Below are 16309 nucleotides of genomic sequence, written 5' to 3' on the forward strand. Positions count from 1 at the left end.
TACTGATGTAAAAGTTCAGATGGAATTTGATTTTCCACAGAAAGCGAAGGGATGCTGAATATGTTCTTACATGGTACCAGTCAAATAAATGCAGCAGGGCATCTGGAAATCGGCGGATGCGACGTGGTGGACCTTAAGGAAACGTACGGAACGCCGCTGTACATCGTGGACGAAGAGCTTGTTCGTCAGCGCTGTCAGCAGTATATCGCGGCTTTCCGTGCTTCCGGCCTGAAGTTCCAAGTCGCATATGCGAGCAAGGCGTTTTGCACGATGGCCATGTGCCGCGTTGCCGACGAAGAAGGCATGTCGCTTGATGTGGTGTCCGACGGGGAACTCTATACCGCGCTGCAAGCGGGTTTTCCGGCCAAACGCATTCATTTTCACGGCAACAACAAAACGCTGGAGGAAATCGAAATGGCGATCGACGCCGAAATCGGCTGCTTCGTTGTGGACAACTTGGTGGAATTGCAGCTTCTGAACGCGGTGGCCGCCGAGAAAAACGTGCGCGTGCAAATTTTGCTCCGCGTCACGCCGGGCGTCGAAGCGCATACCCATGAGTACATCTCGACGGGTCAAACCGATTCCAAGTTTGGATTCGACATCGGCAACGGTTCGGCATTCGAAGCGGTAAAGCTGGCGTCCGAACAGTCGAATCTGGAACTGCTCGGCGTCCATTCCCATATCGGCTCCCAAATCTTCGAGACCGAAGGCTTTGAAATGGCGGTGCAGCGGGTGGCGGAATTCGCGAAAAACGTCTTCCAGCAGCTCGGCGTGCTGTTCAAAGTGGTCAATCTGGGCGGAGGTTTCGGCATCCGTTACGTGGAAGGGGACACGCCGCTCGAAGTTTCGCAATACGTCAAAGCGATCACCGATGCGGTCAAAGCGCATTTTTCCGGCTGGTCTTCCGAGCTGCCCGAAATTTGGGTGGAACCGGGCCGCAGCATCGTCGGCGATGCCGGCACGACGCTTTATACCGTCGGAACGAGCAAGGACATTCCGGGCGTACGCAAATACGTCGCCGTGGACGGCGGCATGACGGACAATCCGCGTCCCGCTTTGTATGAATCCAAATACGAAGCGCTGCTTGCCAACCGGGCAAATGATGCGATCGAAGAAACGGTGTCCATTGCCGGCAAATGCTGCGAAAGCGGAGATATGCTGATTTGGGATTTGGACCTGCCGAAAGTAAACAGCGGCGATTTGCTGGCTGTTGCCTGCACGGGAGCCTATAACTATTCCATGGCCAGCAACTATAACCGCATTCGCCGTCCGGCGGTCGTGTTTGTCCGTCAAGGCGAAAGCGACCTGGTCGTACGCCGCGAAACGCTGCAGGACATCGTCGGCAACGACGTCATTCCTGAGCGGATCAACAAGCAGGCTGTCCTGAAATAAGCGGAATTACAGCGGTTCCGACGGAAATCGGGAACGGCCGTACTTACAAGCAAGAATTGGTGCAGAACAAAACGCGAAAGAAGATCATTTCTGTATTGGGGAATGCGGAAATGATCTTTTTCGCGTGGACGGCGCCTTCAAGCCTTTCCCATCCTTCGTTCCGTTTGAAGCTGGCATCGAAATGATTGCAAAAGTGGCGGAAAGTAAGATACAATCAAATGGTGACGAAAACGATGGACGGGCCTTTGCGGCTTGGGTCATCGGAAAAGCAACAGCATTCGAAAAATATCCGATAGGAAGTGAATACCGATGAAAAAAGGTACGATTGAACTTGAAAAAGGCGGAGTCGTTGAAATAGAATTTCTGCCGGAAGAAGCGCCAAACACGGTTGCAAACTTTGAAAAGCTTGCGAATTCCGGCTTTTATAACGGCCTGACGTTCCACCGCGTCATTCCAGGTTTCGTAGCGCAAGGCGGATGCCCGGTCGGCAACGGCACCGGCGGACCTGGATACACCATCGATTGCGAAACGGCAACGAACACGACGAAACATACGAGAGGCGTGTTGTCCATGGCGCATGCCGGACGCAACACGGGCGGAAGCCAATTTTTTATCGTGTACGAACCGCAGCATCACCTTGACGGCGTGCACACCGTCTTCGGCAAAGTGACCAGCGGCATGGAACATGTCGATGCGATCAGACCCGGCGACAAAATGAAAGAAGTAAAAGTTTGGGACGAACAATAAGAAGGGCTTAACCTCTTCGGAGCGATTTTGGCTTGGCCAATTTCCTCACAGCAAGCTGACGCCGGTGTTTTACCGGCGTCAGCTTATTTCCGTTTGAAGATAGTATGAGTTTCAAAGCAATGTATGGCTTCCTTATATCTCAAGAAAAGTTTCCGCTATACGGGGTCTGTTCTGTGATAGTGCGTCGATAGATGTATTTTTTTATGAAGCGGGAAAGCCGGACGGAATGAAAAACGGCGTTCGGAACCTTTCCAAACGCCGCAAGGAATCTATTTTTTTAGAACGTCTAACGCAGCTCTCAGCTTTCGGGCAAATTGAATGGGATTTTCAACCGATTCAATATGAAGATACATCAATCTGGGTTTTTCAAACAACCAGTGGTTGTGGACCGCCGTTATTTTGAGGTTGCGTCTGCGAACCGCGTTGATAAAGCGCTGCACTTCGGACTGCAGCAGCGTAATTTCGCCGGTGTTCAAAGTCGTGCCGTTTTTAAGCGATTGAATCGTAATTTCATGTTCGGTTTCATAATTTCTTCCAAGAATTTTAGCATTCAGCTTTCTTTCAACCATAATCGTGCAGCTTTTGCCGTCGGACGTACCTTTGCCGCCCAAAATGGCAGCAAGACGGTTGCAAAGCGATTGGGAAATTTTCATGCATTCCACTCCTTTCGTGATGTTACAAAATATGAAAGGTTGAAAGGCAAGGAACATTTGAATGACTATTTTTTTAAAAATATGCTATTGGGAAATCGATAGAGGCTGCTAGGAACGACAGCGCTTACGTTGGCAATGTCGGTACCAGCGCGCCAATCCGGAGCATCTTTTGCCTTCGTGGGCGACGGCCTGAACGCAGGCTTGCCTCTTGCATTTATAAACAATCGGTAGTAACATACAGTTTAGTTCATGATGCTTGATCTGGTTTAAACACCATGAACCATTAAAAATTTGGGTTTTCCTTCGGGGCAGGGTGAAATTCCCTACCGGCGGTGATGATGCATTTCGTGCATGGCGGTTTGCCATAAAACGTATGAATCTTAGTCCGTGACCCGGCCGCGTGCTTGACAGCCCGCGTACGGTGGACCCGGTGCAATTCCGGGACCGACAGTATAGTCTGGATGGGAGAAGGAGCGAAAGCGCAGGGTACATATACTCGTGCGATACACCCAATAAAGCTGCGGCAAGACGTGTCTTTTTTCACGTGCGCTCGGGACGGCCGTTTTTTGACGATCGGAAAAGGGTTCGTTATGAACCCCTGGTCTGGCAGAAACGTTGCTATGATGCCTTCGTCCGGTCGGAAAGCGTGTGAACCGTGCACTTTATTTGCCGTTCCCAAATGACGGGGTACCGCCTTTACAACTGCCATGGCGGAAGCTTTATTTGAGTGTCTTCAGCTTATTCTCACGATGCCCCCGGATGAAATCCGGAGGGCTTTTTTGTTGTTTGCTTCAAAAAATGGGAACGGAAAGGAGGAACCGTTGGCGATGGAACTGCCGGTGAATGACGAATTTTACATGTCTCTGGCGCTGGATATGGCAGAACGTGCGCAGGGGCAAACGGGAATCAATCCGGTCGTGGGCTGTGTGATCGTGAAAGACGGCGCGCTTGTCGGTCTCGGAACGCATCTGAAAAGGGGAATCGCCCATGCGGAAGTGCATGCCGTCCGTATGGCCGGCGAACAGGCGGAAGGAGGCACGGTGTACGTCACGCTGGAGCCGTGCAGCCACCACGGCAAAACCCCGCCTTGCAGCGACCTGCTCATCGAAGCGAAGGTAAAACGGGTCGTGGTCGCCTGCTTAGACCCGAATCCCGTCGTCGCAGGCTCAGGGATCAAACGTCTCCGTCAGCACGGAATCGAGGTCCAGGTCGGCACGCTGCGGGAACGGGCGGTACGATTGAACGACAAGTTCGCGAAGTACATTACGACCCGGATGCCTTACGTAACGATCAAGGCGGCAAGCACGCTGGACGGGAAAATCGCGACCGAAACGGGCGACAGCAAATGGATTTCGAACGAGGAAGCCCGGCTGCAGGCGCATGCGCTTCGCCACCGTCACCAGGCGATCATGGTCGGCATCGGAACGGCGCTGGCGGACGATCCGAGCCTGACAACGCGGCACGACGGCGTGGACGGCTTGCAGCCTGTGCGCATCGTCGTCGATTCAAGGCTTCGTTTGACGCCGGAAGCCAACCTGTTGAAGGTTGGAACCTCGCCCATCGTTATTCTGACGACGGAACAGGCGCCGGTTGAACGGCGCAGGCTGCTGGAGGAACTAGGGGCCGAGATTTTGGTCTGCGGCGCAGGTCCTCGCGTAGATCTGAAGGCGGCTTTGGAAGAGCTTGGCCGCAGGGAAATCGGCTCCGTCCTGGTCGAAGGCGGCGGGGCGCTGAACGGTGAACTGCTGCGGGCGCGACTTGTGGATCGAATCGTTTTGTATTTCGCTCCGAAAATCGTCGGCGGCAAACATGCTCCGCATTCTTTCGATTTGGAAGGCATCGGGCGCATGGCGGATGCGATCACGTTGGATGACCTTGAGGTGGACCGGGTCGGGGACAACATTTTCGTCTCGGGAAAACCGATTTGGCCTGACCATGTAGACGTTAAAGAACAGGAAGGGGAGGGGTGAACATGTTTACCGGATTGGTTGAAGAAGTCGGAATTTTGGACGGCATCGCAAGGCAAGGGGAAGCCATGGTATTAACGATCAAGGCATCCGCCATTATGGACGACGTCAAGGTCGGCGACAGCATCGCGGTGAACGGTGTCTGCCTGACCGCCACGAAGATCGGCGACGGCGCTTTTTCCGTCGACGTCACTCCCCAGACGTACCGCCATTCCAATTTGGGGCTGATGAAGCCGGGAAACCGCATCAATCTCGAGCGGGCGATGAAAGCAAACGGGCGCTTCGGCGGCCATCTGGTTCAGGGGCATGCCGATATGACCGGTACGGTCCGCCGGTTGTCAAAAGAGCAAAACGCGGTCCTGATCGATATCGCTCCGAACAAACCCGACTTGAACAAATTTATCATTCCGCAAGGCTCCGTTACGGTGGATGGCGTCAGTCTGACGATCGCCCGTACCGACGGCGAAAGCTTCACCGTATCGGTCATTCCCCACACGCTGGCGGAAACGGGCTTGTCCGGCTTAAAAGCAGGAAGCATCGTTAACATCGAATGCGACATCATCGGCAAATACGTGCATGCCCTGTTAGGGCAGTCGGCATCCGGCGCGGGCAGGGACCGTTCGGGCATTACGCTGGATATGCTGGCGTCAAACGGATTTGCGTAAACGAAGGATCTACGGCAAGACAGCATCTTAAAGGAGGCAAAACAACATGGAGCCAATTCGATTCGACTCGATTGAGGACGCGATTCGGGATTTGCGGGAAGGTAAGGTCGTCATCGTCGTGGATGACGAGGATCGGGAAAACGAAGGGGATTTTGTCGCCCTGGCGGAAAAAGCGACCCCCGAAGTGATCAATTTCATGATTACCGAAGGGCGCGGGCTTGTATGCGTCCCGCTGGCCAGGGAACGGGCGGAGGCGCTCGAGCTGCTGCCCATGACGATTCAAAACACCGATCACCACGGCACGGCTTTTACGGTATCGGTCGACCATAAAGACACGACCACGGGGATTTCGGCCCAGGAACGTTCGTTGACGGCCAAGGCGCTGATCGACCCGGCCGCCGTTCCCGGGGATTTCCGCCGACCCGGCCATATGTTTCCGTTGATCGCCAAAGATGGAGGTGTCCTGCGGCGAGCGGGTCATACCGAAGCGGCGGTGGACCTGGCTATGCTCAGCGGAGCCGCTCCTGCGGGTGTCATCTGTGAAATCATAAAAGAGGACGGCACGATGGCAAGACTGCCGGACCTGGCTGTTATCGCCGAAAAACACGGGCTGAAGCTGATTTCGATCCAGGACTTGATCAAATACCGCAATCAGCGGGAGAAGCTGGTACACCGGGCCGCGGAGGTGCGGATGCCGACCGAATTCGGCGAATTCAAGGCCGTCGCTTACACCAATGACGTGGACGACAAGGAGCATCTCGCGCTTGTCAAAGGGACGATTTCCGGCGATGAGCCGGTGCTCGTCCGGGTGCACTCCGAATGTTTAACGGGAGACGTCTTCCATTCGCTGCGCTGCGACTGCGGGCCGCAATTCGCCGCGGCGCTCCGGCAGATCGAAATGGAAGGCACCGGCGTGCTGCTGTATATGAGACAGGAAGGCCGGGGCATCGGATTGATCAACAAGCTGAAAGCTTACGAGCTGCAGGAACAGGGGCTGGATACGGTCGACGCCAACCTGAAGCTGGGTTTTCCGGCCGACCTGCGGGATTACGGCATCGGCGCGCAAATTTTAAAGGATTTGGGCATTTCGAAAATCCGCCTGTTGACCAACAATCCGCGCAAAATCAAAGGCCTGGAGGGCCACGGCCTGGAGGTCGTTGAACGGGTGCCGATCCAGATGGAAGCCGGAAAGGACAACAGCCGTTATTTGCAAACGAAGCGGGCGAAGCTCGGGCATATGCTGAATCTATAAAAAAACGCTTGGGACTATGCAACATAAGCGCAGCAATCATAAATGATAACGAAAGGTTGATGAATCATGACACATATTTTTGAGGGAAATCTCGTTTCCAGCGGGCTGAAATACGGGATCGTCGTAGGCAGATTCAACGAATTCATTACAAGCAAGCTGCTGAGCGGCGCTCTGGACGGGTTGAAACGTCACGGCGCCTTGGACGAAGAAGTGGACGTCGCCTGGGTGCCCGGCGCGTTTGAAATTCCGCTCATCGCAAGCAAAATGGCGGAAAGCGGCAAATACGACGCCGTCATTACGCTCGGCACCGTCATCCGCGGGGCGACTTCCCATTATGACGTCGTATGCAACGAGGTCGCCAAAGGCGTGGCGGCAACAAGCCTGAAGACAGGCGTGCCGGTCATTTTCGGCGTTCTGACCACGGACAGCATCGAACAGGCCGTGGAACGCGCAGGCACCAAAGCCGGCAACAAAGGTTATGAAGCGGCGGTGTCGGCGATCGAAATGGCCAATTTGACGAAGCAGTTTAAATAAAACGGAACAGGCAGGCATCCTTCGGCATGAAGGATGCCTTTGTTCTGGGCGGGGGCGTGAGTTTGCGGCCAGTCCCTCGATCTCAATGTTCTGCCTGACCGGGATGTGCGGCGTACGTCGTATATCAACGGCAAATCACATCCAAAATGGCGGCGGAAGCTTTGAGAAGGCGGGAACGAAGCGCTGGGAGGCTTGACGAATGCCGTGAAATCATGCTTATTTAAATGTAGTGCCTTTACACGGGGCACTCTATTTTTTTAATATATGAGTAGGGAAGAAACTTGGCTTTATAACAAAATTGGCGGAAAGGGCGGAATCGATCCGCAACCGCAAGCGGCCACTTTTGCATCTTGCTGAGAACTAATTTTCAGTTTTGAGCCCGATTGAAGCTCATTTTATGGACGGAGGATAAGCCGTGAACACAGTATTATACAAACTGGAGACATTTGAGGGTCCGCTCGATTTGCTCCTTCACCTGATAGACAAAGCGGAAATCAATATCCAGGATATCCCCGTCAGCGAGATTACCGATCAATACATGGAATATTTGCACACCATGCAGGAGTTGGAACTGGACGTGACAAGCGAGTTCCTGGTCATGGCCGCCACGCTGCTGTCCATCAAAAGCAAGCTGCTGCTGCCGAAACCGCCGGTGTTTGAAATGGACGAATTCGATTTTTACGAGGAAGAGGACGTCGACCCGCGCGCCGAGCTGGTGCAGAAGCTGATCGAATACCGAAAATATAAAGGCATCGCCAAACATTTGCAGGAGCGGGAATGGGAGCGGAGCCTCCTGTATGCCAAGGAACCCGAAGATTTGACGCCGTGGGTGCCGCAGGTGACGGAAAATCCGGTTCGCGGACTCCATGCCGCCGATCTGGTCGCCGCGTTTCAGAAAGCACTGCGCAAAGCGGTCCGGCGGACAAGCTACACTCGGATTCAGCGCGACGAAATATCGGTCAAGGACCGGATCCGTCAAGTCGTGGGCGTGTTATCCCAGTCGGGCCCCGGCGGAAAGGTGCTGTTTTCCCGGCTTTTGCACGAGGACATGGTAAGGCATGAGATTGTCGTTACGTTTTTGGCTATTTTGGAGCTGATGAAAATGAAACAGATCCTGTGCTACCAGGAAAAGCTGTTCGATGATATCGTAATGGAGTGGAGAGGAGGAGAGCAGCTTCATGGACTTTCCGAAATTGAAATCGATTATTGAGGGGCTGCTGTTTCTCGCAGGAGACGAAGGGCTTTCGGTCAAACAAATCGCCGAGGTCGTGGATCACCGGCCGGAGCTGGTCGAAGATGCGCTGAGGGAATTAAAGGAGGATTTGATGCGGCAGCAGCGGGGCATTCAAGTCATGCAGATCGCGGGCAGCTTCCAGCTGACAACGCTCGCGGAGCATGCCTCTTTTTACGAGAAGCTCGCTTATTCGCCTTCCCGTTCATCCCTGTCCCAAGCTGCGCTGGAGACGTTGGCCATCGTTGCGTACCGTCAGCCGATCACGCGCGTCGAAATCGAGGAGATTCGGGGGGTCAAATCGGAACGCGCCATCCAGACGCTGGTGAACAAGGATCTGATCGAGGAAACGGGGCGGGCCGAGGCGATCGGCAGGCCGATCCTTTACGGCACGACGAAATCGTTTCTCGATTATTTCGGTCTGCCAAGCCTTCAGGATTTGCCTGAACCGCAGTTGTTCGAAAGCACGGAAGACCTCGAGGAAGAGACGCAGCTGCTGTTTGAGAAGCTGGACGGCAGGCAGCTGACGATCGACGATGTGGACAATTGAATCGATGAATATGGCTTGCGAAGCCGCCGGAACATCGTTCCGGCGGTTTTTTTGCATATCTTTTGTACGGCTTCCGTTGCGCATCTCCCAAGCTTGACCGAATAAGTAAACAAAACGAAAAACAAGTCATAATTTTAACATTTCATCCGGTTCTCTTGGGGATTACAATGAAAACGCATACCTGCGCGAAAGTATATAAGCCGATGCACCCGTTGATTGGCATGATCGCGTACCGGCTGTACCTTTTATATTCCCGAACCTATGGATGAGGAGGAGATTCAAATGAAAAACATTTCCAACGCGCCGGGTTTTCCGGCAAACCCGCCCGAGAAGGAAGGATGGCGGCTCGTATTTCAGGAAGAATTCGAGGGTCCGTCGCTGGATGAAGGCAAGTTGTTGCCGTACGGGCTTGCGCATTGGTATGAACCCGGTGAAAACCTTGCGGCTTATGAAATCAAGGATAGTTGTTTGGTGCTGAAGCTGCCCGACGCCGAAAAAAGAATATCGGCCGTCGCCACCGGCATGCGGGACGGGCTGCACCGATTCTGGGATAAGCTTGAGCTGCGCCGGCACGTGAGGCCGGTTATGAATCTCGTAACGCAATACGGCTATTTCGAGCTGCGGGCCAAGGTCGCCAAAGGGAGTGGAATCAATTCGGCCTGGTGGATGATCGGTTTTGAAAACCAGTTGAACCAGAACGCGGAAATCGATATTTTCGAAGTGCTGGGAAAAGACACGCATGTCATGAACTCCACTCTGCATGCGCTGCGCGATCCGGACTTGAAGTACGAACATCTGCCTTATCCGTCGGAAGACGATCTGTCCGCGGAATTTCACGTTTACGGCTTCGAATGGGACGAACACGGCATGGCCTTTTATTTGGATAACAACAAAATTTGGCAAACCCGCCAGTCTCCGTCCTATCCGATGGTGACGCTGCTGCAGATCAACGAATCCGACGGAGGTTGGGTCGGGGAACTGGATCCCGCCGTTCCCTATCCGAAGGAATTTGCAGTGGATTATTTCCGGGTCTATAAAAAGGAAGGGATGCCGCTTGAATTGACGCCGGCGGAAACGGTTAAAGAAGGAGGAAATCTGGCTCAAGCGGCTGTAGCCGGCAGCGGCAACGATATCGTTTGGGGAGATTTGTATGAAGCAAAATCGCATATTTGCGCGCTGAACGACGGAAACCCGGATACGGTCGTCATAAGCAAGCCTAGCGTCCCGACGCCGCACGCCTATTATTTGGATTGGGCGGAGCCGAAATCGTTGAATGCGGTACGCTTAACCGTCGGCCCGGGCAGCGAAAAGATCATCGCGGATTGGGCGGTGGAAGTCTCCGCAAACGGCTTGGACGGGTGGATTGAAGTGGCGGATTGCCGCAAAGCCCGGCTGCACTCCGATGACGGAAGCGGCTGTGCCGTTTACGAAGCCTCGTTTCCGGTCGTCCGCGGCGCCAAAGCGCTTCGTCTCACCATCCGCGGCTTAACCGACGATTCGCAAAGCTATAAGATCGGCGATCTGGCCGTCTTTTTGATAAAGGATACGGCCCTTTAAGATCATCGAACCGAATCTTTTCCAGCCGTGCAGACCATACTATGTCAGAAGAAAAGATGCTCAGATTTGGGGGGCTCTACTGTGTGGATTGCGCTGGTTGTCATCGCCGTCATCGTCATCATGATCATTGCCGCAGCAATGTCGAACATCACGTGTACCGTCCGGTACAAAAAAGAAGGCAGCGACGACCGGGCCGAAGTCGATATACGGATGCTCTTCGGTTTCGTGCGTTTTCATTACGAAATGCCGAAGCTAAAGTTCGAGAACATGAAAAAAGGCTTTCTTCTGAAACTGGAAAAACAAAACAGCATAAGCCGGAAATCGGGTGGCGCCATGCACGCGCGGATCAATAAACGCAAAATTGAACTGTGGTCCCAGGACGTGAGGATTTTGTTAAAATCGACGGTTTCCCTTAAAAAGTGGCTGCAGCATACGTTTGCCCACGTCCGGGTTCATGACCTCAACTGGTCAACCCGTATTTCCGCGGGCGAAGCGGAATGGACGGCCGTGGCGACCGGCGTGCTTTGGAGCATCAAAACGACGCTTGTCGGCTGGTTGTCCTATCAGGTGCGAATGAAAAAGAATCCCCATCTGAACGTCATCCCCGAATTTACCGACGAGATGTCTTTTTCAACCGAATTCTTCTGCGTTTCCCGGCTTTCCTTCGGTTACGCGATGTACGCTTCGTTTGTTTTGATGTCTAGGATTTTGCAGGTTGAGGGCGGCGTGAAAAAATGGTTCCGCTTGTACCGGCAAATGAAGGCAAAAAGTCAGAAGGTTCCAAGCGTGTAGCCTGCCCGAGCCTGTTAAAGCCCCTACATACTCGAAATGAATATGGGCAAACTAATGTTTGAAATGACCTTATTTAGTTTCATGAAGGAGGAAACAGCAAATGTCCGATCATCCGATTCAAGGCCTTATGCAAACCGCTATGGAGAACATTAAAGGCATGGTCGATGTCAACACCATTGTAGGCGATCCCGTACAAACGCCGGACGGCAGCGTCATTCTTCCGATCAGCCGCGTCGGATTTGGTTTTGCCGCAGGGGGCAGCGATTTTAACGGCGAATACGCAGACAAAGTAGGCGAACACGGCGCTGCGGATCTCAAGTCCTCGATGCCGTTCGGCGGGGGCAGCGGCGGCGGCGTATCCATCCGTCCGATTGCGTTCCTCGTTGTCGGGAAGGAAGGGGTCAATATCGTACCGCTCGATAACCAGACCCATATTTTCGAGAAGCTGATCGACTCCGCGCCGATGATGGTGGAGAAGCTTCAGTCGATGTTCCAGACCGGCAACACGACCGCAGGCATGAATGCGCGGCAGCAAATGGTCAACGAACCTCCGACGTTTTATTGACAAAGCTTGCGTCCCCTTCGCTAACGAAGGGGATTTTTTTGGGAGCGGCCGGTTTTTACCCATCCATCCCGATTGGCATACGATAAGCAAGACAAGCATATACTTGTACAAGATTTTCAAGAATCCGGAGGAAGAAACGATGAAGATACGATCAATCACCCGCTGGATCGCGGCGGCCGCGATATTTCTGGCTTCCTGCGTTCCGGTCTCGGCCGAAAGCGGGCAGCAGATTCCCGAATTGCACACCCACGCCCAAGCGGCGGCGCTGATGGACGTCACCTCCGGGCGGCTGCTGTATTCCAGTCACGGTGACGACCAACTGCGGATCGCGAGCCTCACGAAAATTATGACCGCAATCGTGGCGATTGAGCACGGCGATTTCAACAGGCCGGTAAAGGTCAGCAAAAACGCCTTTGGAAAAGAGGGCTCATCGATTTACTTAAAACTGGGCGAGGAGATGACGCTCGAAAACATGCTTTACGGCTTGATGCTTCGTTCGGGCAACGATGCGGCGACAGCCATTGCGGAGCATGTGGGCGGCTCGGAAGAAGGTTTCGTGCACTTGATGAACGAAAAAGCCCAGGAGCTTGGCTTGCAGCATTCCCATTTTGCAAATCCCAGCGGGCTCGACGCTAACGGCCACTATTCCTCTGCCAACGACATGGCCAAGCTGACCGCTTACGCGCTCCATAACCCGCTGTTTCACGACATCGTCAAAACGCAGGTCAAAAAAGCCCCGAACCCGAACGAATCCTGGGACTACCGCTGGGATAACAAAAACAAAATGCTTCGCTTGTACGAAGGGGCCGACGGCGTTAAAACCGGCTATACGAAAAAAGCTTTCCGATGCTTGGTCAGTTCGGCAACGCGCAACGGCCAGCAGCTCGTGGCGGTAACGCTGAACGACGGGGACGATTGGAACGACCATGCCAAAATGCTGGATTACGGCTTTAAATATTTTCCCCTGTCCCAACTGATGGAGAAGGGCGAATCCGTGCAAGGTTACGACCTCGTGGTGGCCAACACGTTCAAATATCCGTTTGCCGACGGAGAAAAGGAACGTTTGGAGAAAAAGCTGGTGCTTTTCTCGCCTGCCAGGGAAAAAGCGCAGGATGTTAACTTCGGATTGCGGGGGGAGATCCGGATGGTTCTTGACGGAAAGCAAATCGGAACGGTCCCGGTCTATCAAAAAGGCAGCTATTTGCCCGAGCCGAATCCCCGGAACCCGGTGAAGGACGCGCTCGCGCCGATCCATCCTTCGACGTTGGCCGGGGCTTTGTCGAAGGTGTTCAAGCAGCTGTTCCTACAGCAAAATTAACGCTGCGGGGGAGGAGAGATAAACTTATGATCAATATCATTTGGCTTGCGTTGATTCTGATCGGATTCGTGTTTGCGGCAGTGCAGGGGAATATCGAAACGGTGACGTCGGCCGCCTTTGACGGAGCCAAAACAGGGGTAACGGTATGTTTCGGCTTGATCAGCGTGCTCGTGTTTTGGCTCGGGATGATGAAGCTCGCCGAGGACTCGGGATTGCTTCAAAAAATCGCGAAGCTGCTTAGTCCCATCGTGCGTTTCCTGTTTCCCGACGTGCCCAAAAACCATCCGGCGATGGGTTACATATTGTCCAATATGAGCGCCAACCTGCTCGGTCTCGGCAATGCCGCCACACCGATGGGCATCAAGGCGATGCAGGAGCTGCAGACGCTGAATCCGGACAAATCCGCCGCAAGCCCGGCCATGTGCACGCTGCTGGCGCTTAATACGGCAAGCATTACCATTATACCAACGACCCTTATCGCCATACGCATGAATTATCAGTCGGCCAACCCGACCGAAATTGTCGGCACGACGCTTGCCGCCACAATGGTGGCCACGCTCGCCGCGGTAGCGGCGGACAGGTATTACCGGCGCAAGTTTTTGAAAAGAGGGCCGAAACCTCCCGTCCCAACGGGCCCGCCGCTTTCGGCGGCCAAATCGGATGCGAAAGGATGATGCCGCGTGACCTCGATCATCAACCTCATATCGGCATGGGCGATCCCTGCGTTGATCGCCTTTATCCCGCTGTTTGCTTTTACGAAAAAAGTGCCCGTATATGAATCCTTTGTTCTCGGCGCGAAAGACGGCTTTCAGACCGCCATCCAGATCATTCCGAATCTCGTCGGCATGATGGTGGCCATCAGCGTATTCCGCGCGTCCGGCGCATTGGATTTTTTCGTCGGCTGGACAGGCCCGTTTTTAAGCCGGCTTGGCGTTCCAAGCGAAATTTTGCCGCTCGGGCTGCTCCGCCCGCTGACCGGAACGGGCTCGCTTGCGTTTGCGACCGACCTTATCTCGGTTCACGGGCCCGATTCGATGATCGGAAGGATGGCGTCGACGATCCAAGGGAGCACCGATACGACGCTTTATGTTTTGACGGTGTACATGGGCGCCGTCGGCATCCGCAACGGCCGGTATTCTTTGAAGGTCGGCCTGTTTTCGGACGTCATCGGCTTTGTCGCTTCCATTGCCGTCTGCCTGCTGTTTTTCGGATAAAAAACCATGGCATGACTCGCCTTTTTTATTGGCTTTTGAGCCGTAACGTAACGATAGACACCTCATATACTGTAAACACGCATGATATCGTACAGGGATTGAGGTGGAATCATGACGTTTGAAGGTTTTATCATTCATCATTCCTCTTGCTCTTCCATCAACGGGACCGGGTATGATTTCTGGATCGGAGCGGACGGCTCCGTCACTTCGGCTCCTTTATTGACAGACCCCTCATACATTCATATTTGCCTGGAAGGCGACTTTAACCGGAGTTACGCCTTGCTCGGCACCGCCGAAAAGCAGCAGCTTTTTATCGCCAGCAAGCTGATCCTGAAGCTTTCCAGGCAATACGCCATTTCCCCCCTTTTCCTATATCCGCATACGGAGGAATGCCCCGGGAAAGAATTTCCTTGGAATGAACTTGTGATTTACCCTACGCACGGGTATCATTAGTTTGAGGTGACCTAATATACAATGGAAAGATTACAGAAGATTTTGGCCCAGGCAGGCATCGCTTCCCGCCGCAAATGCGAGGAGCTGATTCTGGCCGGCAAGGTGGAAGTTAACGGGGAGACCGTGTCCGTGCTGGGAACCAAGGCGGACCCCGAACAGGATATCATCACCGTGGAAGGCAAGCCGATTAGAAACGAAACGAAAATTTACGTGATGCTGAACAAACCGAAAGGCGTCATCACAAGCGCAAAGGATCCGGCCGGACGCAAAATCGTTACGGACTACGTCAAAGGCATCAAGGAGCGGATCTATCCGGTGGGACGGCTCGATTACGATACGGAAGGGCTGCTTCTGCTGACAAACGACGGCGAATTCGCAAACATGCTGACCCATCCGAAACATCATGTGCCCAAAACGTATCTCGCGACCGTCGAGGGGATTCCCCACGGCAGCGACCTGGACAAGCTTCGCGCGGGCATTCAGCTCGAGGACGGGATGACTTCCCCTGCGGAAGTCGAGTATAAAGACATCGATGTCGACAAAAACGAAGCGGTCATTACGATCACGATCCATGAGGGAAGAAACCGCCAAGTACGCCGCATGTTCGATGCGATTTCCCATAAAGTGATTCGGCTGAAGCGTGTATCGTTCGGCGATTTGCAGCTCCAAAACCTGAAACGCGGACTGTACCGCCACTTGACGAAAAACGAAGTAGAGGCGTTGAAAAATATGGCTAAATCCGGAAAGAAAAGCAAAAAATAGCTCGGAAGGACACACAATATTCATAACCGTCCGCCACAAATATGACATGTTTTCGCTATAATTGTTCATAGGATGTTCAAACCTGTGAAGGAAAACATGACTTTTGTCATCGTAAAGGAGCATTTGGCATGGGTAAATCAAAAAAGAAGCTACTGCAGATCATTATCCTGCTTTTGATCGTGATCGTGGGCGGTTATGCCATTGTTACGCAGGTGTCGGGATCGGGAGGCAAGCCGACCGAAGGCAGCAAAGCGCCCGATTTCGATTTGTTGGGTCTGGACGGCAAAGCCCATAAGCTGGAAGAATATAAGGGGAAGGCCATTGTATTGAATTTCTGGGGCACTTGGTGCGGGCCTTGCGTAAAGGAAATGCCGGCTTTGCAGGCGCAATGGGAGAAGTGGAAGGACAAAGGCGTCGTTATCGTCGGGATCAATGCGGGAGAAGACAAGATGGCCGTCGAAAACTTCGTGAACAACGTAAACGTCGATTTTCCGGTGCTGCTTGACCCGGATAAGGTTTCGATCGCCAAATACGGCATTTCGCCTTTGCCTACTACTTTTTTTGTGTCCAAGAACGGGAAAATAAACAAAATCCATCTCGGACAGCTGGATTTGGATACCCTCGACAAACAAATTGAAGAGCTGGTGAAATCGTAAA

General features: G+C 53.4%; 19 protein-coding genes and 1 riboswitch. Of the genes, 18 read left to right on the top strand and 1 reads right to left on the bottom strand.

Features of this window, described 5'->3' with window-relative positions:
- Positions 1–60 precede the first annotated feature (60 nt).
- The 3 genes from lysA (at position 61) to GQY55_RS11000 (ending at position 2139) form a co-directional block, all read left to right on the top strand.
- Positions 61–1392: a diaminopimelate decarboxylase gene (gene lysA, locus GQY55_RS10995; RefSeq protein ID WP_160041170.1), complete on the top strand. Its 1332-nt coding sequence runs from the start codon at positions 61–63 to the stop codon at positions 1390–1392.
- Between the two features lie 124 nt (positions 1393–1516).
- Positions 1517–1705 (top strand): hypothetical protein, encoded by a 189-nt coding sequence (locus GQY55_RS31310; RefSeq protein ID WP_236575544.1) that lies wholly within the window; start codon positions 1517–1519, stop codon positions 1703–1705.
- Positions 1702–2139: a peptidylprolyl isomerase gene (locus GQY55_RS11000; RefSeq protein WP_160041172.1), complete on the top strand. Its 438-nt coding sequence runs from the start codon at positions 1702–1704 to the stop codon at positions 2137–2139. Before GQY55_RS31310 ends, GQY55_RS11000 begins: the two co-directional genes overlap by 4 nt.
- A 269-nt stretch (positions 2140–2408) precedes the next feature.
- Here the strand turns inward: GQY55_RS11000 and GQY55_RS11005 are convergent, their stop codons facing one another.
- Positions 2409–2792 (bottom strand): DUF1259 domain-containing protein, encoded by a 384-nt coding sequence (locus GQY55_RS11005; RefSeq protein ID WP_160041174.1) that lies wholly within the window; start codon positions 2790–2792, stop codon positions 2409–2411.
- A 295-nt stretch (positions 2793–3087) separates the two neighbouring features.
- Positions 3088–3269, top strand: a riboswitch (FMN riboswitch).
- A gap of 350 nt (positions 3270–3619) precedes the next feature.
- On the opposite strand from GQY55_RS11005, the gene ribD reads away from it, so the two are divergent.
- The 15 genes from ribD to resA all read left to right on the top strand — a co-directional run bounded on the left by ribD (position 3620) and on the right by resA (position 16308).
- Entirely contained in the window at positions 3620–4762 is a 1143-nt protein-coding gene (ribD, locus tag GQY55_RS11010; protein ID WP_160041592.1) for a bifunctional diaminohydroxyphosphoribosylaminopyrimidine deaminase/5-amino-6-(5-phosphoribosylamino)uracil reductase RibD, read from the top strand.
- 2 nt (positions 4763–4764) lie between these two features.
- Complete coding sequence (locus GQY55_RS11015; protein WP_160041176.1) at positions 4765–5424, top strand: riboflavin synthase; 660 nt, start codon at positions 4765–4767, stop codon at positions 5422–5424.
- 46 nt (positions 5425–5470) lie between these two features.
- Positions 5471–6676: a bifunctional 3,4-dihydroxy-2-butanone-4-phosphate synthase/GTP cyclohydrolase II gene (locus tag GQY55_RS11020; protein ID WP_160041178.1), complete on the top strand. Its 1206-nt coding sequence runs from the start codon at positions 5471–5473 to the stop codon at positions 6674–6676.
- 66 nt (positions 6677–6742) lie between these two features.
- On the top strand, positions 6743–7210 hold the full coding sequence (gene ribH / locus GQY55_RS11025) for a 6,7-dimethyl-8-ribityllumazine synthase (protein WP_036714547.1): 468 nt from the start codon (positions 6743–6745) through the stop codon (positions 7208–7210).
- A 415-nt stretch (positions 7211–7625) separates the two neighbouring features.
- The gene (locus GQY55_RS11030) at positions 7626–8420 is read left to right on the top strand and encodes a segregation and condensation protein A (RefSeq protein ID WP_160041180.1); all 795 of its coding nucleotides are present in this window, start codon (positions 7626–7628) and stop codon (positions 8418–8420) included.
- Complete coding sequence (scpB, locus tag GQY55_RS11035) at positions 8389–8991, top strand: SMC-Scp complex subunit ScpB (protein WP_160041182.1); 603 nt, start codon at positions 8389–8391, stop codon at positions 8989–8991. Before GQY55_RS11030 ends, scpB begins: the two co-directional genes overlap by 32 nt.
- Positions 8992–9273: 282 nt before the next feature.
- Complete coding sequence (locus GQY55_RS11040) at positions 9274–10548, top strand: glycoside hydrolase family 16 protein (protein ID WP_160041184.1); 1275 nt, start codon at positions 9274–9276, stop codon at positions 10546–10548.
- Between the two features lie 81 nt (positions 10549–10629).
- Positions 10630–11340, top strand: a complete 711-nt coding sequence (locus GQY55_RS11045) for a DUF2953 domain-containing protein (protein WP_160041186.1) — start codon at positions 10630–10632, stop codon at positions 11338–11340.
- Positions 11341–11440: 100 nt separating this feature from the next.
- On the top strand, positions 11441–11905 hold the full coding sequence (gene ytfJ, locus GQY55_RS11050; RefSeq protein ID WP_160041188.1) for a GerW family sporulation protein: 465 nt from the start codon (positions 11441–11443) through the stop codon (positions 11903–11905).
- A gap of 139 nt (positions 11906–12044) precedes the next feature.
- Positions 12045–13223: a D-alanyl-D-alanine carboxypeptidase family protein gene (locus GQY55_RS11055; RefSeq protein ID WP_160041190.1), complete on the top strand. Its 1179-nt coding sequence runs from the start codon at positions 12045–12047 to the stop codon at positions 13221–13223.
- Positions 13224–13249: 26 nt separating this feature from the next.
- Complete coding sequence (locus GQY55_RS11060) at positions 13250–13897, top strand: nucleoside recognition domain-containing protein (protein WP_160041192.1); 648 nt, start codon at positions 13250–13252, stop codon at positions 13895–13897.
- A 6-nt stretch (positions 13898–13903) separates the two neighbouring features.
- Positions 13904–14437: a spore maturation protein gene (locus GQY55_RS11065; RefSeq protein WP_160041194.1), complete on the top strand. Its 534-nt coding sequence runs from the start codon at positions 13904–13906 to the stop codon at positions 14435–14437.
- A 111-nt stretch (positions 14438–14548) separates the two neighbouring features.
- Positions 14549–14890 (top strand): N-acetylmuramoyl-L-alanine amidase, encoded by a 342-nt coding sequence (locus GQY55_RS11070; protein ID WP_160041196.1) that lies wholly within the window; start codon positions 14549–14551, stop codon positions 14888–14890.
- Between the two features lie 21 nt (positions 14891–14911).
- Positions 14912–15652: a pseudouridine synthase gene (locus tag GQY55_RS11075; RefSeq protein ID WP_160041198.1), complete on the top strand. Its 741-nt coding sequence runs from the start codon at positions 14912–14914 to the stop codon at positions 15650–15652.
- 128 nt (positions 15653–15780) lie between these two features.
- Positions 15781–16308, top strand: a complete 528-nt coding sequence (gene resA, locus GQY55_RS11080) for a thiol-disulfide oxidoreductase ResA (protein WP_160041200.1) — start codon at positions 15781–15783, stop codon at positions 16306–16308.
- Position 16309 lies beyond the last annotated feature (1 nt).

This window comes from Paenibacillus sp. USDA918EY, assembly GCF_009870825.1.
GTDB classification, from domain to species: domain Bacteria; phylum Bacillota; class Bacilli; order Paenibacillales; family Paenibacillaceae; genus Paenibacillus_AQ; species Paenibacillus_AQ albilobatus.

Excerpts from the sequence above, each read along its gene's own strand:
- lysA (WP_160041170.1), top strand. The coding sequence starts at position 61 with ATGTTCTTACATGGTACCAGTCAAATAAATGCAGCAGGGCATCTGGAA.
- GQY55_RS11000 (WP_160041172.1), top strand. The coding sequence starts at position 1,702 with ATGAAAAAAGGTACGATTGAACTTGAAAAAGGCGGAGTCGTTGAAATA.
- GQY55_RS11005 (WP_160041174.1), bottom strand. The coding sequence starts at position 2,792 with ATGAAAATTTCCCAATCGCTTTGCAACCGTCTTGCTGCCATTTTGGGC.
- ribD (WP_160041592.1), top strand. The coding sequence starts at position 3,620 with ATGGAACTGCCGGTGAATGACGAATTTTACATGTCTCTGGCGCTGGAT.
- GQY55_RS11015 (WP_160041176.1), top strand. The coding sequence starts at position 4,765 with ATGTTTACCGGATTGGTTGAAGAAGTCGGAATTTTGGACGGCATCGCA.
- GQY55_RS11020 (WP_160041178.1), top strand. The coding sequence starts at position 5,471 with ATGGAGCCAATTCGATTCGACTCGATTGAGGACGCGATTCGGGATTTG.
- ribH (WP_036714547.1), top strand. The coding sequence starts at position 6,743 with ATGACACATATTTTTGAGGGAAATCTCGTTTCCAGCGGGCTGAAATAC.
- scpB (WP_160041182.1), top strand. The coding sequence starts at position 8,389 with ATGGACTTTCCGAAATTGAAATCGATTATTGAGGGGCTGCTGTTTCTC.
- GQY55_RS11040 (WP_160041184.1), top strand. The coding sequence starts at position 9,274 with ATGAAAAACATTTCCAACGCGCCGGGTTTTCCGGCAAACCCGCCCGAG.
- ytfJ (WP_160041188.1), top strand. The coding sequence starts at position 11,441 with ATGTCCGATCATCCGATTCAAGGCCTTATGCAAACCGCTATGGAGAAC.
- GQY55_RS11055 (WP_160041190.1), top strand. The coding sequence starts at position 12,045 with ATGAAGATACGATCAATCACCCGCTGGATCGCGGCGGCCGCGATATTT.
- GQY55_RS11060 (WP_160041192.1), top strand. The coding sequence starts at position 13,250 with ATGATCAATATCATTTGGCTTGCGTTGATTCTGATCGGATTCGTGTTT.
- GQY55_RS11070 (WP_160041196.1), top strand. The coding sequence starts at position 14,549 with ATGACGTTTGAAGGTTTTATCATTCATCATTCCTCTTGCTCTTCCATC.
- GQY55_RS11075 (WP_160041198.1), top strand. The coding sequence starts at position 14,912 with ATGGAAAGATTACAGAAGATTTTGGCCCAGGCAGGCATCGCTTCCCGC.
- resA (WP_160041200.1), top strand. The coding sequence starts at position 15,781 with ATGGGTAAATCAAAAAAGAAGCTACTGCAGATCATTATCCTGCTTTTG.